The following is a 14,288-nucleotide window of genomic DNA, read 5'->3' on the forward strand; positions in this document are numbered from 1 at the left end:
TTAATGGTGGTGAGAATGGTCCATGTCACCCGTTTGTTGGTGACAACCACTGTTTATTGCTTGCTCAGCTAATAAGGTGAGTAACGCTGGTGAGTTATGTACCACCGCTAAAGATAACGCTAATAAAAGAGTCATTCTCGTCAGTTGGGCAACCATTGATTGTGAGACCAATATAGATCTAATACTCATAAATGTTACAACCCTTACTCTCACACAATTCATCTAGTAAAAAGAGCGCGCAGTGTAGTGACAAACCAACAATGACTCAAATGACATTTGGTCACAAACACTATGCAGTTTATGCATAGTGTTTACTGATTGAGCTACGCCTCTTTTATGCTCGTCTCCACTGCATAGCAAGTTCTATTGATTCTTGTAACAAAGGCCAATTAAGCAGGCTTTCTTGATATTTTCCCGCATGACCTTCAAACACTATTCCGTAACTTTGTAGGCGAAAGGCAAGAATGGCGTAGAACGCATCAACCGCTCCTGCTTCACGATACATAAATGGAAGTGTCGCTTTAGAGAAAATCATCTCTACGCGTTGGATTTCCAATTGAAGTTCATCACTGATTTCAATTAAAGGCTCTACAGGATCTAACGAGAACGGACATTGCTGTCGAAGTTGGAAAAATCCAGAATGAAGCTCTGAGATTAAACTTCTTGCCTGCGCTCTCTGTACAGAATCGACAGGGTACAAACCCGTCGCACCAATTTCATTAAAATACTCCGCAATCGCTAAAGAGTCATGTACCACGCAATCGTCCAGCTTTAGCGCCGGAACCAAGCCTGATGCCGTATGACGGTACAGCTCTTGTTTATAATCAGGCAGAGTTAAGTCAATCACTATGAGAGTTAGATCCACTTGAGCTATTTGCGCACATAACCATGCTCTTAACGACCAGGTTGAATCTCTTCCTACGACTAATTCCATCTTATTCTCCTTAACTTTCCTTCAATTCTATCCATGATTTCCATATTCCAATTTACTGATGTACAGCGGTGACAAACTAAACCGCTTATAAATTAAGTCGCTACCAACTCAAAGCCTTCATCAATCCACCCCGTAACACCACCAATCATTTTCTTCACTGGTCGACCTAATTTGGCCAAACGAATAGCAGCCTTCTCCGTCCCATTGCAATGAGGGCCAGCGCAATACACCACAAAAAGGGTGTCTTCTGGAAATTCACTCAGTCTCTTTTCGTTCAATCTGGGATGAGGAATACTGATTGCCCCGTCAATATGCCCTCGTTCAAATAGCTCATCACCTCTTACATCCACTAATACGAAATCTTGGCGAGCATTAGTAATAGCGTGGTGAACATCCCAGCAATCTGTCTCAAACTTTAATAATGATTCAAAATGCTTAAGCGCATCCTCGCTATCTGCGGCTGTTACTCTTGAAACTACACTGCTCATAACCACTCCCTAGTCTGTAACTGTTCATGTTTTTAGTAAATACGCTTACTTAGTGAACACCATTATTAAGCAGTGTATGATTATTAAACACTGGCTAAAAAGACATTATGCGTTAATAATAAGCCAATAACATATACGATCACTGCAAGTAACGGCTTTGAAAACATCGAGGAATAAAAATGACTAAGGTTGCGATATTTACCCACTGTGACGTTTCATTGTTCGAGCTTGCATGTGCCGTCGAACTGTTTGCGCTCCCTAGGCCTGAATTTGAAACTTGGTATCACACAGATGTCGTTAATCTTGATGATCAAGCAATCAGAAGTACGGGGAATATAGGTCTCTGCACAAAATTTGTAGCATCACTGGATGACTATGATTTGTTGATTGTTCCAAATTGGTCTACATCTGGGCAATCAATACCAGATAAAATCAGCTCGGAAATTCTCAAGTTTCACGCCGCAGGGAAGAGGATCATCTCTTTTTGTTCTGGCGCGTTTCTGCTTGCAGAGCTTGGGATCCTAAAAGGGAAAAAAGCCACCACCCATTGGAAGTTTGAATCACTCTTTCGCGAGCGCTTCCCAAATATAAATTACGCTTCGAATGTACTTTATGTCTTAGATGACAACATAGGCTGTTCAGCAGGCAGTGCTGCCGGGCTCGATCTTGGGTTGGCTGTAATCAGGAATGACTTTGGCTACCAGATTGCCAATCAAGTTGCTAAAAGGTTGGTCATTTCAGGGCATAGAACTGGCGGACAATCTCAATTTGTCGAGTCGCCGATATTAGAAGTTCCCAATCAGTTTTCACACGCGCTAGAGTGGGCAATCAGTAACATTGAACAGACAATCAGCATCGACTCTCTAGCCATAAAAGCCAATATGTCCCGTCGAACCTTCGATCGTAAGTTCCGAGCGAGTTTTGATCTTTCACCTAAAGAGTGGCTAATTGCACAGCGTGTTGAGCGAGCAAAAGGTCTATTAGAAAGTAGCCATTTGTCCATTGAACAGCTATCACAAACCGCCGGGTTTGACTCCGCAGTTACAATGCGCCACCATTTTCGTCAGCTCGTTGGCGTCGCCCCTAAAGTCTATAGACAGCAATTCTCTCAGCAAGCTGTTACTGATTAATCATCCATAGGAATACAGCGTGACTATCTCTTTTCAAAAGCTAAAGATCTGTACGATTAATCTATTTAACTATGTAGAACCGCCAAATGCCTTCTATGATTTTGCCAATATTTACACGACTGAAGAGTGGCAAATAAAAACTCGTTGGTTAGCGAAAACAGTAGAAAGAATCGATGCGGATATCATCGGTTTTCAAGAAGTGTTTAGTATTGACTCATTAAAAGACGCAATGCTTTCTCTTGGCTATCAATATTTTGTCACGGTTGATATGCCTGACATTGAGCAAGATTATATCTATTCAAACCCTGTTCTTGCCATAGCATCTCGCTACCCTATTGAGGATGTACAACCGATTACCCTTTCTTCGCCAATAGCAAACCATAATGCAGGTTTTGAGTTTAGTCGCTCTCCTATCCATGCCGTAATTGATATACCAAAATTAGGCGCCATTGATGTTTATGTTGTTCACTTCAAGTCACAAAGACCAAGTGAGCTTGTGTCATCACCTGATTCTGCTGACCCATCACTGACCGAACAGTGGCTTGCTGAAAGCCAGGGAAAATGGCTTTCAGCAATGCAAAGAGGTATGGAAGTTCATTTACTACATCAGCACCTTGTAGAGACAAAACAGAAACAAAAAAGGCCCTGCGTCCTCATGGGAGACTTCAATCAAAGCCTCAACAGTCCTGAGTTCTACTGCCTTGTTTCAAAACACCTATTCCGTAAAAAGGAGTCGGCAGAAACATTAAAACCTTTTCACATGTATAACAGTCGAGATATTACCTTAGATGAGAGTAGCGGCTCTCATTCACCCACCTACTATGTCGGTGCAGAAGGTAAAGATCTCGATTACATTCTGCTCTCAAGTGAATTTTCGTCCTGCTCAAACGAGTCTCTAGCAGTGGTAAATCATTACCATGTGGAAGATTCACATATCGTTAATCCGCGCTATGGGATCGACCACGTGAGCAGTGACCACGGCATTGTAACTGTCGATATTTCAATTATTTAGTTCATATTACGGTCATTATGTGGTTTAAATAGTGTTCACTTAATTGGACCAAGGAGCCAACATCACTATGAATATTACAATTAGACCGACTCAAATCGAAGATGCTGACGCTCTTTGTGAAATCTATTCTCAACCAAAAGCACAAGCTGAGACATTACAGTTACCTAACCCTTCCTTAAACATGTGGACCGACCGACTCAAGAACATGCCAACGGGAGTCTATTCATACGTTGCCGAGGTTAATGGCAAAGTTGTAGGTAATATAGGATTTGAACACTCTCAGCGACCTCGAACACTGCACTGTGCAAGTTTTGGATTAGGTGTTCATGATGAATATCACGGCAAGGGCATCGGCAGTAAGCTTATTGCAACGGCTCTTGATTTGGCAGACAACTGGTTGCAAGTCAAACGTGTTCAAATTGAAGTTAACAGTGATAATAGTGCGGCTATTGCCTGTTATAAAAAATTCGGATTTGAAGTTGAAGGTACCGCAAAGGCGGGAAGTTTTCGTCACGGCGAATTTATTGACACACTCTATATGGCTAGAGTGAAGATCTAGATTAGGCGTTCTCATTAGTATTAATATGAAGAACGAATAGAAAATAGAGGCGGTGTTACTGCCTCTCGTTTCTACTTCTCAGATAATTGCTTAAGTGCCCGATCTTTTAATGACTCAGTATAAGGGTTGATCTTCCAGTGCTCTGGACTCCACCCTTTTACAAATCGCTGAAAATCTGCCCATGCGATAGAAAAAAGTGGACGCCAAGCCTGTTCAACATCCTTATGCGCCAATTCAGGTCGATACAGCTTTAACGCTGAATCTAGATACTCAAAATACTCATCAAGTAATCTATCTTCTACATCTGAGCATTCGCTTGGATCAACAGCACTGCTTATGAAGAGTGCGATATCTTTCATCGCACACCCTTTGCCTACATACTGGAAGTCAACTGCTGCTGCTTTTGTTCCACATTCACTAAAACAAAAATTAGCTAGCTTAGCATCTCCGTGTACTAAAGTTTGATACGGCGCCTTGGTTAACACCTGATCAAGTTTAGTCGCCGCATTTTTAAGTGGTACATCAATCAATTTATCGAGTTCATCTGGCCTTGTTTGTAAGTGCCAATAAGTACCAGAAGGCCAAAGCCCTTCTCCTTTATGACCGATATGCTTAGCATGAAAGTAGGCAAGCCATTTTAAACATGCTGATATTTGCTGCTTAGTTGGAGTATTAGTAGTGTTTGGGAAACCCACTTGAGCAAGATCTTCCATCACTAGAAAATGGCTATGATCTTGCCGATCGATATAGATCGGCTTCGGAACGTAACAATGCCTATCACATAACGCGGCATAATCTTGATACCAGCGCATTTCTACAAGATAAGAGTTCAGTTTACGCTGATGAGACCGCTTAGTATTCCAGCCCTTTGGGTGAGTAATATATTCAGGAATTTCAACGCATTTAACGATGGCACTTTCATTCTGAGATCGTAAACGAACTAATTTACCGTACCCTCCCCATAACTCCTGAAGACACTCTTCCGATTCGATTTTACCCCAACCAAGTATCTCTAAGAATTTTAACTCTCTATCTATAATCAATTTTTAGATTTCCAGAACATTTTGACAAACCAGACCCAGTCAATGGGCTTTCCAAAAAGTAGTCTAAGGGCTAAAACCGAGACTTTTCACACACTTCCGTACTACCAACCATCGAAAATGATAGATTACTCTAATAATTCACTGCAATAATATATGCAATTAACAATACTAGCCGCAGAAGTTACCTTGCTGCTTTTAAACAAAAATACGACGTAAGGGATAGCTAGATGAATTCTCCACTGGCAACGGCTAATGATCAAAGAAAAAGAGCCCGTAATTTGGATGCTGTTTCTACTATCAATAGTACAGATGCACTTGAAATGGTAGAGCATGGCAGTGATCTTTCTATAGCTATCAGCACCCCTGTAGGTACGACGTTTCGATGCACGACACCGTTCATCGGTACCCACAATAACAATTTAATCTTAATCGAAATACCTAAAGTATCGAACGAAGACTTGAATTTCTTTTTCCAAGAAGGGTTCTGGGTTTCGGTTAAAGCGATTTCACCGAGAGGAGAAGGCGCGTCAATTAACTTCCGCTGCAAGCTTGTCCACTTCATCCAAGAACCCATTACCATGGTTGCACTTTCCATACCTAGCACCATGCAAATTAAGCAGCTCCGTAAAGAGTCTCGTTATGATGTCAACATACCCGGAAAGGTGGTGTCAGGTTCTCATAAGGGTGAATGTGAAATCAGAGATCTATCCAAAAGTGGGTGCCGTTTCATTACTGCCCCGTTAAGCAGACCTTTTCAAGTAGGTGACCAGGTCACAATCGACATTCGAACTAGCGTTAATGCTAAGCAAAAATTTGCACCTCTGATTGGCAAGATATGCAATTTACAGCGCTCACTGCACTACGCACGTTATGGCTTAGAATTTGATGAGCATGGACAAGAAAATGCAAAAGCGTTATTAGGTCAGCTCAAATACAACGGAACAAAACTGACATTCAAGTAGTTGATTAGAAAAGCGTTACACATTGACGTTCTACTTGAAATAAAATGGCCAAATGCAAATTGCAATTGGCCATTATCATTTAGAAAGGGGTTTTGGCATTAGCCAATAAAGCTGATGTAGCTTTGAAGAATGATAAGATTGACGATATCGATAAAGAATGCACCAACAATTGGAACAACCATGAACGCTTGAGGTGATGGGCCATATTTATTCACCAATGACCCCATGTTCATTACCGCAGTTGGCGTCGCACCAAGACCAAAGCCACAGTGTCCACCCGAAATTACCGCTGCATCGTAGTTTGAGCCCATCACTTTAAAAGTAATAAAGTAAGCGAATAAACCAAGGATCACAGACTGAACGGCCAATATTGTTAGGAACGGAATCGCCAGATCAAAAATATTCCACAGTTTTAAACTCATCAGAGCCATCGCAAGGAAGAGCGATAGTGATACCGTACCTAGAATATCAACGGTTTCAGTATCAACCTTATGAACTTTCGTTACTTCCATAACATTGGTAATAAACACACCAATAAACAACGCATAGACGAAGTCTGGAATCATCAACCACTGAATGTTTAACGAACTGACCCACTGCTCCAAGTACTTAGCCCCGGTTACACAAATCAATAAGATAAAGAGTACTTCAATCACCTTTTTTGCAGTGACTTTATCTTCTTCATACTCGTTGTAAGTAACAAGTTCAGGAAAACGCTCGTGGGTATGAATTCCACTGCCATATTCTGACTCAAAGCCATGCTTTGCAATCAACTTCTGAGCGACAGGGCTGCCAATGATACCGCCTATGATCAAACCAAATGTCGCAGACGCCATTGCGATTTCAAGTGTATTCGACAGACCATAAGTATCAGAAAACGTTTGTGACCAAGCTGCACCTGTTCCATGCCCGCCAGACAATGTAATTGAACCCGCTATTAGGCCCATTAAAGGATCAAGGCCAAGCGCTGTAGCCAGTGTTACGCCCACACCATTTTGAATAATGATATACACCGAAGCGATAGCAAGAAACAAAAAGACCTTTGCACCACCTTTCATCAATTGAGTGTAGTTTGCAGCAAGCCCAACGGTACTGAAAAACATCAGCATAAAGGTATTTTGCAAAGGCAAAGAAAACGACAGATCGATGCCGTTAAAGTGCATCACAGTAATCGCAATGGCAATAATCAAGCCACCAACAATGGGCTCTGGAATGTTGAACCTTTTTAGTACTGGGAGCTTATTGTTAACAAAGTGGCCTAGGAATAATACGCTGATTGCGATTAGGAAAGACTCTAGTGGCCCAACTGAAATTAATTGATTCATATAACCTCTTTCGTTGTTTCACTCATCTTCCATAACGAGTATGTACGTTTCTATAATAAGAACTAGTGCGTGTTGATGTTCTGCATTGACCGAAAAAGCATCAACCACGTCCTTCTCTATTTTAGGTGAATTTTAGAAATCGATTCTTGTCATTGCCTAAAATAAAAATTGTTGTGTCTCTGAACGATAGTAATGTGGACGGACAGCTAAAAGAAAAGAGCCGCATTATGAAACAATTAGAGCGCCATTGTCTAATTTTGTTAGATGATACGTCGATATAGTCGTCACTAAGCGGGGATTAGTAGCAAAAAAATGGCCAACCGCAATGTCGCGATTGGCCGATATATATTGTGAACAAAAGATTCACTAACAACGTCAGTTGGCTAGGTGACCCTCGGCTTAAGAAGGGTCGAACTAAGTAATGCAGTTAGCGTGCCAAGAATATAACCAAAAAAAAGCAGCACTAGATCGCATAAACTTCAATTTTGTGCAGCACTATTTGCATACTGCATTTGCAAAATGCAACGAGAAGCAAAATGCTATTCCATTAATTGCTTATTAATAGATTACGTATTATCTGGGTATATTGAAATTTAACCTAGGCAACAATTTTCATTTCTAGCTAGTCGCTTATTTTCATACACTTTCGACACAGAATTTGTATACTGCGTAAAATCATTAATTACTCAGTTTCACGATGAACTATTTCACTACATTTCTAAAAGGCATGGCGATGGGGGCTGCAGATGTAGTCCCTGGTGTTTCTGGTGGCACAATCGCATTCATCACCGGAATTTACGATACACTTCTTGAGAGTATTCGTAGGATAAATCCCACAGCAATAGGGATTTGGAAACGAGAAGGATTCACAGCCGCGTTTGCTCATATTAATGGCTTATTTTTAATCGCTCTTTTTGGTGGTGTACTAACAAGTATTGCGACCTTAGCGAAGCTCATTTCATGGCTGCTAGAAACACACCCGATTCCATTATGGTCTTTCTTTTTTGGCTTAATATTGGTGTCGATCTTTCATATTCTTAAACAAATTGAAAAACGTTCACTATCTCGCTTAGTTTTCATGTTGCTTGGGATAGCGTTCGCCTACAGCATTACGGTTCTACATCCTTTGCAGCTTGAAGTCACAAACTTCAACATCTTATTGGCTGGTGCTATCGCCATTTGTGCAATGATTTTACCGGGAATTTCAGGCAGTTTTATTCTATTACTTATCGGTATGTACACGCCGGTATTAGCCGCGGTAAAGTCATTCCAACTTGATGTTCTTATGTTATTTCTTTCTGGTTGTGTGATTGGCTTACTCAGCTTTTCTCACCTATTGTCGAGGCTGCTCAATTCATTCCGAGACTTTACATTAATCTTCTTAACAGGGTTAATGATGGGGACTTTGCCTAAAATATGGCCTTGGAAGGAAACTCTTTCTTGGCGCACCAACTCGAGTGGTGAACAAGTGCCTTTGATCGAGCAAAACTTATCACCATTGAACTACGAATCCATTACATCAGAGCCTGCTCAGTTGATTATCTCTGTTGTGATGATGCTTTGTGCGATAGCTCTCGTGCTTGGGCTTGAAAAATTTGGCGAGAAAAACGACATTTAGCCATCTAATTGCGGAGTATTTTATACTCCGCATGATTGTTAGCACATTTTTATAATAGTCTTAAAATTCATATTTATAAGCATGCTAATATCCACCTCTCATAGAGTAATGATATGGATATTCTTATGCATCCCGCGTTAAAAGTTACTGCTGTCGTGGCCGCGCTTGTCATTGGTTTTTTTGCTAATGACCTTCGTCAACTCGTCTCTTCGCCTGCTACGGCATCAACCGCCCCTGCACAATCTCCACCGCCATCAGTCGATGACTTTTGCTTTGTCTCAACCCAATCTTGTGAGCAAAACAAAATAGTCATGACACTCGATAAAGATACTGCTAAACCATTAGTCCCCACCACGATCACTGTTCATTGGGAAGACGCTCAAGCAGAGAGTTTAATGCTCGATATGAAGGGGTTAGAGATGGACATGGGTTCTGTAAAGTATCTACTTAAACCAACTCAAGAAAACATCTATCAAGCTGAAATCATGCTACCCATTTGTACCACTCAAAAGATGACCTGGGTAGGCACATTAACTGATGGTTCACAAACTGTATTTCCAGCAATAAGGATTGAACGATGAACAAAAACTGGTCGCTATTACTTGTCGTTGCATTCGTCTTAGGCATCGCAATCAACAGTTACATTACGCAACAGGCAGAAGTCGAGGATAACAAGACTGAAAGCGTGAATAACGGAACTACAGAGCCTACGATCTTTTTTGGCGAAGGTGGTAAAGCTGTCGATATTTTTGACACACAAGATAACCGGATAAGAGTCATTTACTTCGGTTTTACTCGCTGTCCTGATGTATGCCCTACCTCTTTAGCTATGTTAGCAGGTGCGCTCAATGAATTAGATGAGCCATCAAAAGAGCAACTTAGACCACTGTTTATTTCACTTGATCCAGAAAGAGATCAAGCAGAAACGGCGTATAAATATGCTCAATATTTTAACCCAATGATCGAAGGGTTATCTGCTCCAGTCTCAGTAACTACCGATCTAGCTCATAACTATGGTGTTATTTTTCGAAAAACAGAGTTAGAGAACTCAGAACTCGGCTATACCATAGACCATAGTTCCTATTTCTATTTCACAAAGCCCGATGGGACATTATTAACCAAAGTTCCACATACCCTATCGCCAGCCCCCCTAGTTGAGGCGATAAAACAATTACAGACCAAATAACAAAAGAAAAACAACCCTATAGGATATTAGTCACATGAAATTGAAAACTGCGATTCTTTGTAGCCTTATTGCTTGCCCATTTAGCTATGCAACTGCAGATACAACCGCTACTGACTCAGCACCTCATGACATGGGCGCTAAGGAAATGGCGACGATGGACATGAATGTTATGGCTCACCACCCCTATGCTCGAGCTACGGCTCCAGGAGCTGTTAATAGTGCCATATTTGCCCACTTAATGAACCACGGTAAAACAGATCAAGTTCTTGTGAGTGCAACAACTGAAGCTGCAGGCAAAGTGGAATTACATGATGTGATTAAAGACGGCGATATGATGAAAATGCGCCAGATAGAGCAACTAACCATCCCTGCAGACGGTATGGTTGAACTTAAACCGGGTAGCTTACATATTATGTTATTCGATCTTAAACAACCATTGGTTGAAGGCGAAACGATTGACGTTGAACTCAACTTTAAGAGCGGTGAGAAGTACACCTTTACTGCACCAATCAAAAAAGTGATGTCGGGTATGAAACATCACTAAGCTATGTATTCACACTAAATACAGCTAGACAATAGTAAGAGGGGGCAGAAATGTCTCCTCTTATTTTTTGTTCGTCATATTTTCACTTTTATACGCATTTAAACAGTCACGCCTAAAGAACGAACAAAGCAGAAGACCAAACAACCAAAAAGCAACACCCATTTAGCGTTAAAATTCACAACAAACACAAAACAACAACATTTATCACCATTCTGAAATTATTTCTAGACATAAAATTTTGCATATATATTATTGAGCCACCCAATAAAGCAATCCATATAATCACAATAAAATATACCAATTAGTCACAGGAATGATTATGCAAAGCAACAATATTTTTGCCCGTTTCGCCAGAGGTAATCTGGTTTTACAAATTCTTGCCGGAATCGTACTCGGTGTTCTTTTAGCCACAATATCTCCTGAAGCCGCTAAGAGTGCCGGGCTGCTAGGAAGCTTATTCGTTGGTGCCTTGAAAGCTGTCGCCCCAATTTTGGTCTTCATTTTAGTTGCCGCTTCTATCGCCAATCAGAAAAAAAATCAGCACACGCACATGCGCCCAATCATCGTTCTTTATTTGATTGGTACGTTAACAGCCGCATTAACCGCTGTGGTTCTTAGCTTCATGTTCCCGACGACATTAACATTAGTCGCGGGCCCAGTTGGAGCAACACCACCTCAAGGTATTGCAGAAGTCCTCAATACTCTACTGTTCAAAGTTGTCGATAACCCTGTTAGTGCATTGATGAATGCTAACTATATCGGCATTTTGGCATGGGCTATTGCTCTAGGTTTAGCTCTTCATCATGCATCAGCAACAACTAAAGCTGTTTTTGAAGATCTTAGCCACGGCGTGTCGCAAATCGTGCGCTTTATCATTCGCCTCGCACCGTTCGGCATTTTTGGTTTAGTATCTGTCACTTTTGCAACAACTGGCTTTGCAGCTTTAGCAAGCTACGGTCAACTGGTTCTTGTGCTATTAAGTGCAATGGCATTTATCGCGTTGGTTGTTAACCCAATCATTGTCTACGTAAAGACCAAAGAGAACCCATACCCACTTGTATTACAGTGTCTAAGAGAGAGCGGAGTTACAGCATTTTTCACTCGTTCTAGTGCAGCAAATATACCGGTGAACATGGCTCTCTGTGAAAAGCTAAAGCTTGATGAAGATACATATTCAGTATCCATTCCACTGGGTGCAACAATCAACATGGCTGGCGCTGCAATTACAATTACAGTACTAACACTTGCTGCTGTTCATACTGTAGGCATTGAAATTGATATCATGTCGGCATTATTACTAAGTGTTGTTGCTGCCGTATCTGCTTGTGGGGCTTCTGGCGTTGCAGGTGGTTCGCTGCTGCTAATTCCTCTTGCATGTGGTCTTTTTGGTATTCCGAATGAAGTCGCGATGCAAGTTGTTGCTGTTGGCTTTATCATAGGCGTTATCCAAGATTCAGCTGAAACAGCACTTAATAGCTCAACAGATGTTGTCTTCACAGCGGCTGTTTGTAAAGCCGAACAAAAGCGAGCGTAACTTAGTTTGTTTAGGGACGTTTGTTTAGGACCGTTTGCTTAAGAGCGATTATTTAAGAGCACTTAAACAGTTCTACAGTTAGCCAAAAATCCCTATCAACGTTGTTGATGGGGATTTTTTATTGAAGTAATGATACACATTTCCTTCGTCTAAAATCGGCATCAATTTATGGTGACTCCCGATCCGCTACACCAAGTTATAATCGGATAAACAGTATTTACTTCATCACCATTATCTCCATCCTATTTGTTATCGTCGGCGTTTCATTTAGAACCGCTTGGTTTTATTGAGCATTTTAGGAGGACATTTGCTACAAACTGTAAACAAAATCATCATCAATACATTTACAATTTTAATGAATGCATCAACACTAAGAGTTACGATTTATTAAAGTGCTTAATGACTTCGCTCTTGGGAGATGAGATGCGCCTAAAAGTATTCAAACGAAAAGTAAAAGACAAACTGTTTGGTAAAACAACCAATACAGCATTGGATGTACAATTGCTTGAGATGGCAGATGCTCGCATGGGGGCTATGTACATGCTTGCCAACACAGATGTTAATAAGGTCTCTTCTTTTTCTAATGGGCATCTCTTTGACAACTTTGTTATTGGTGCGGAGCCACTTAGTGACCTCAAATCTGTTTCAATGGGATTACTGAACAAAACCGATGCCGTAGCGAAACTACAACAATCCAAAGTGGGGAAATCGGTTACTAAAGCCGTCACCGTTGTGGGAGAAGCAACATCGGTGGTTATTGCTAAGGTCAAACAGATCATCTCTGAATTCTTTCGCATGTTAGTCAGCAAAGTTAAAATGGTTTATGGCGATGCCCTATACGGAGCAGAATGGTTTGCCGAATTTGGAGCCTGGCTTACCGCAGAATTTGCTGGTAACTTTTCAAGCTTTATTCCCGGTTGGGGCTATGTTCAAAGCGCATCTGACATCTATTCTGGTGTTAAACAGGCAGCTTTTAAATCACGTGATCTTGTCACTCAATATTACGCAGGTCGCGGTGTTGAGCTACTTGGTGGACACCCTAGCATTATTGCAAACGCACTAGCTCGACATTCAGCTGCGGGATTAATGGGAGGGTTAAAGAATGCCGCCGTTGGAGTTACGAAGATAGGGCTAGAAGCGGCCGGTGATGCTTTTGCTGGAGCTGGCGTACTCGTAAGTGTCATTAGTGGTCTATTTGAGCGAATAGTGAAACTTGTCGACTACATGGTTCAGCGTTCGTTAGTTGGTAAGGTTTTAAAACGAGCCAAAACTGAATGGGTAAACCGTGACTCAATGTCGAGCTTGGTTAAAGATCACAAACGCTTTTCGGAGTGGTTCCAAAATGCAGTAATTACAACCCCTATTATCGCCGCTCTGGTGATGGGTAGCGGCTTTGTCGCGCACCCCTATAAGTTCATCCAACTACTCACCCCTAATTTGGCCGTAGTCTCTCAAGGAGAGTTCAATAAAGGTGTCGTCTATATCGAAAAGCTCAAATCACTCTCTACCGGATATGTTCAGGAATATATTGAAGGATATTCGGTTGCTTTCACAAGCACAGACGGTGTTATCAATGCACGGCTTAAAGAGCTATCGGAAGGCAAAGGGATATTAGATGGGCATGAAATCGCCGTGTCTGGCTCTACGCCTTAACTAATTGCTTCTTGCTGCTATCGCGATTAGCAGATACTGATTTGCTTATAGTCAGCTAATTAATTAACCTGTATTTTCAAAGCTTAATTGATAAGGACATCAAATGAAAAGAATCGCGCTGTTACTTTTTCTCGCTACACAACTTATGGCTTGTACTGAAGTCGGCAGTGAAGCATGGTGTGAAAATATGGAAGAGACACCTAAAGGCGATTGGACAGCAAATGAAGCTGGCGATTATGCCAAGCACTGTGTATTTTAATGCTCCAAGCAAAGATTCCTAAATTAAAAATGGACCCTAAT

16 protein-coding genes are annotated in these 14,288 nt (G+C 41.3%); 11 read left to right on the forward strand and 5 right to left on the reverse strand.

Annotated elements, in window-relative coordinates; translation table 11 throughout:
• The 3 genes from L4D20_RS20825 to L4D20_RS20835 all read right to left on the reverse strand — a co-directional run bounded on the left by L4D20_RS20825 (position 1) and on the right by L4D20_RS20835 (position 1,422).
• A complete protein-coding gene (locus L4D20_RS20825; protein ID WP_428803553.1) occupies positions 1–189 on the reverse strand; it encodes a hypothetical protein in 189 nt (62 codons plus the stop codon).
• Between the two features lie 145 nt (positions 190–334).
• Positions 335–934 (reverse strand): glutathione S-transferase N-terminal domain-containing protein, encoded by a 600-nt coding sequence (locus L4D20_RS20830; RefSeq protein WP_428803513.1) that lies wholly within the window; start codon positions 932–934, stop codon positions 335–337.
• A 92-nt stretch (positions 935–1,026) separates the two neighbouring features.
• The gene (locus L4D20_RS20835; protein WP_428803514.1) at positions 1,027–1,422 is read right to left on the reverse strand and encodes a rhodanese-like domain-containing protein; all 396 of its coding nucleotides are present in this window, start codon (positions 1,420–1,422) and stop codon (positions 1,027–1,029) included.
• Between the two features lie 179 nt (positions 1,423–1,601).
• On the opposite strand from L4D20_RS20835, the gene L4D20_RS20840 reads away from it, so the two are divergent.
• From L4D20_RS20840 to L4D20_RS20850, 3 genes are all read left to right on the forward strand, one after another.
• Positions 1,602–2,552, forward strand: a complete 951-nt coding sequence (locus L4D20_RS20840) for a helix-turn-helix domain-containing protein (protein WP_428803515.1) — start codon at positions 1,602–1,604, stop codon at positions 2,550–2,552.
• 19 nt (positions 2,553–2,571) lie between these two features.
• Positions 2,572–3,564 (forward strand): endonuclease/exonuclease/phosphatase family protein, encoded by a 993-nt coding sequence (locus L4D20_RS20845; RefSeq protein ID WP_428803516.1) that lies wholly within the window; start codon positions 2,572–2,574, stop codon positions 3,562–3,564.
• A gap of 67 nt (positions 3,565–3,631) precedes the next feature.
• Entirely contained in the window at positions 3,632–4,123 is a 492-nt protein-coding gene (locus tag L4D20_RS20850) for a GNAT family N-acetyltransferase (protein ID WP_428803517.1), read from the forward strand.
• Positions 4,124–4,194: 71 nt separating this feature from the next.
• Here the strand turns inward: L4D20_RS20850 and L4D20_RS20855 are convergent, their stop codons facing one another.
• Positions 4,195–5,133 carry a phosphotransferase gene (locus tag L4D20_RS20855; RefSeq protein ID WP_428803551.1) on the reverse strand — a complete coding sequence of 313 codons (939 nt, stop codon included), beginning with the start codon at positions 5,131–5,133 and terminating at the stop codon, positions 4,195–4,197.
• A 260-nt stretch (positions 5,134–5,393) separates the two neighbouring features.
• Here L4D20_RS20855 and L4D20_RS20860 point away from each other — a divergent pair, with 260 nt between their 5' ends.
• Positions 5,394–6,128: a PilZ domain-containing protein gene (locus L4D20_RS20860; RefSeq protein WP_428803518.1), complete on the forward strand. Its 735-nt coding sequence runs from the start codon at positions 5,394–5,396 to the stop codon at positions 6,126–6,128.
• Positions 6,129–6,226: 98 nt separating this feature from the next.
• Here L4D20_RS20860 and gltS read toward each other — a convergent pair whose 3' ends face one another.
• The gene (gene gltS / locus L4D20_RS20865; protein WP_428803519.1) at positions 6,227–7,453 is read right to left on the reverse strand and encodes a sodium/glutamate symporter; all 1,227 of its coding nucleotides are present in this window, start codon (positions 7,451–7,453) and stop codon (positions 6,227–6,229) included.
• 697 nt (positions 7,454–8,150) lie between these two features.
• Here gltS and L4D20_RS20870 point away from each other — a divergent pair.
• The 7 genes from L4D20_RS20870 to L4D20_RS20900 all read left to right on the forward strand — a co-directional run bounded on the left by L4D20_RS20870 (position 8,151) and on the right by L4D20_RS20900 (position 14,247).
• Positions 8,151–9,071: a polyprenyl-phosphate transporter gene (locus L4D20_RS20870; RefSeq protein ID WP_428803520.1), complete on the forward strand. Its 921-nt coding sequence runs from the start codon at positions 8,151–8,153 to the stop codon at positions 9,069–9,071.
• 125 nt (positions 9,072–9,196) lie between these two features.
• Positions 9,197–9,652: a hypothetical protein gene (locus L4D20_RS20875; RefSeq protein WP_428803552.1), complete on the forward strand. Its 456-nt coding sequence runs from the start codon at positions 9,197–9,199 to the stop codon at positions 9,650–9,652.
• Positions 9,649–10,257, forward strand: coding sequence for an SCO family protein (locus L4D20_RS20880; protein ID WP_428803521.1), 609 nt, complete (start codon positions 9,649–9,651; stop codon positions 10,255–10,257). The genes L4D20_RS20875 and L4D20_RS20880 overlap by 4 nt, the downstream gene beginning before the upstream one ends.
• Positions 10,258–10,291: 34 nt before the next feature.
• The gene (locus L4D20_RS20885) at positions 10,292–10,801 is read left to right on the forward strand and encodes a copper chaperone PCu(A)C (protein WP_428803522.1); all 510 of its coding nucleotides are present in this window, start codon (positions 10,292–10,294) and stop codon (positions 10,799–10,801) included.
• A gap of 319 nt (positions 10,802–11,120) precedes the next feature.
• Positions 11,121–12,335 carry a serine/threonine transporter SstT gene (gene sstT / locus L4D20_RS20890; protein ID WP_428803523.1) on the forward strand — a complete coding sequence of 405 codons (1,215 nt, stop codon included), beginning with the start codon at positions 11,121–11,123 and terminating at the stop codon, positions 12,333–12,335.
• A gap of 423 nt (positions 12,336–12,758) precedes the next feature.
• Positions 12,759–13,988: a hypothetical protein gene (locus L4D20_RS20895; protein ID WP_428803524.1), complete on the forward strand. Its 1,230-nt coding sequence runs from the start codon at positions 12,759–12,761 to the stop codon at positions 13,986–13,988.
• Between the two features lie 103 nt (positions 13,989–14,091).
• Positions 14,092–14,247 (forward strand): DUF3012 domain-containing protein, encoded by a 156-nt coding sequence (locus tag L4D20_RS20900; protein ID WP_428803525.1) that lies wholly within the window; start codon positions 14,092–14,094, stop codon positions 14,245–14,247.
• Positions 14,248–14,288: the final 41 nt, after the last annotated feature.

Source organism: Vibrio kyushuensis (genome assembly GCF_050337325.1).
GTDB classification, from domain to species: Bacteria; Pseudomonadota; Gammaproteobacteria; order Enterobacterales; family Vibrionaceae; genus Vibrio; species Vibrio kyushuensis.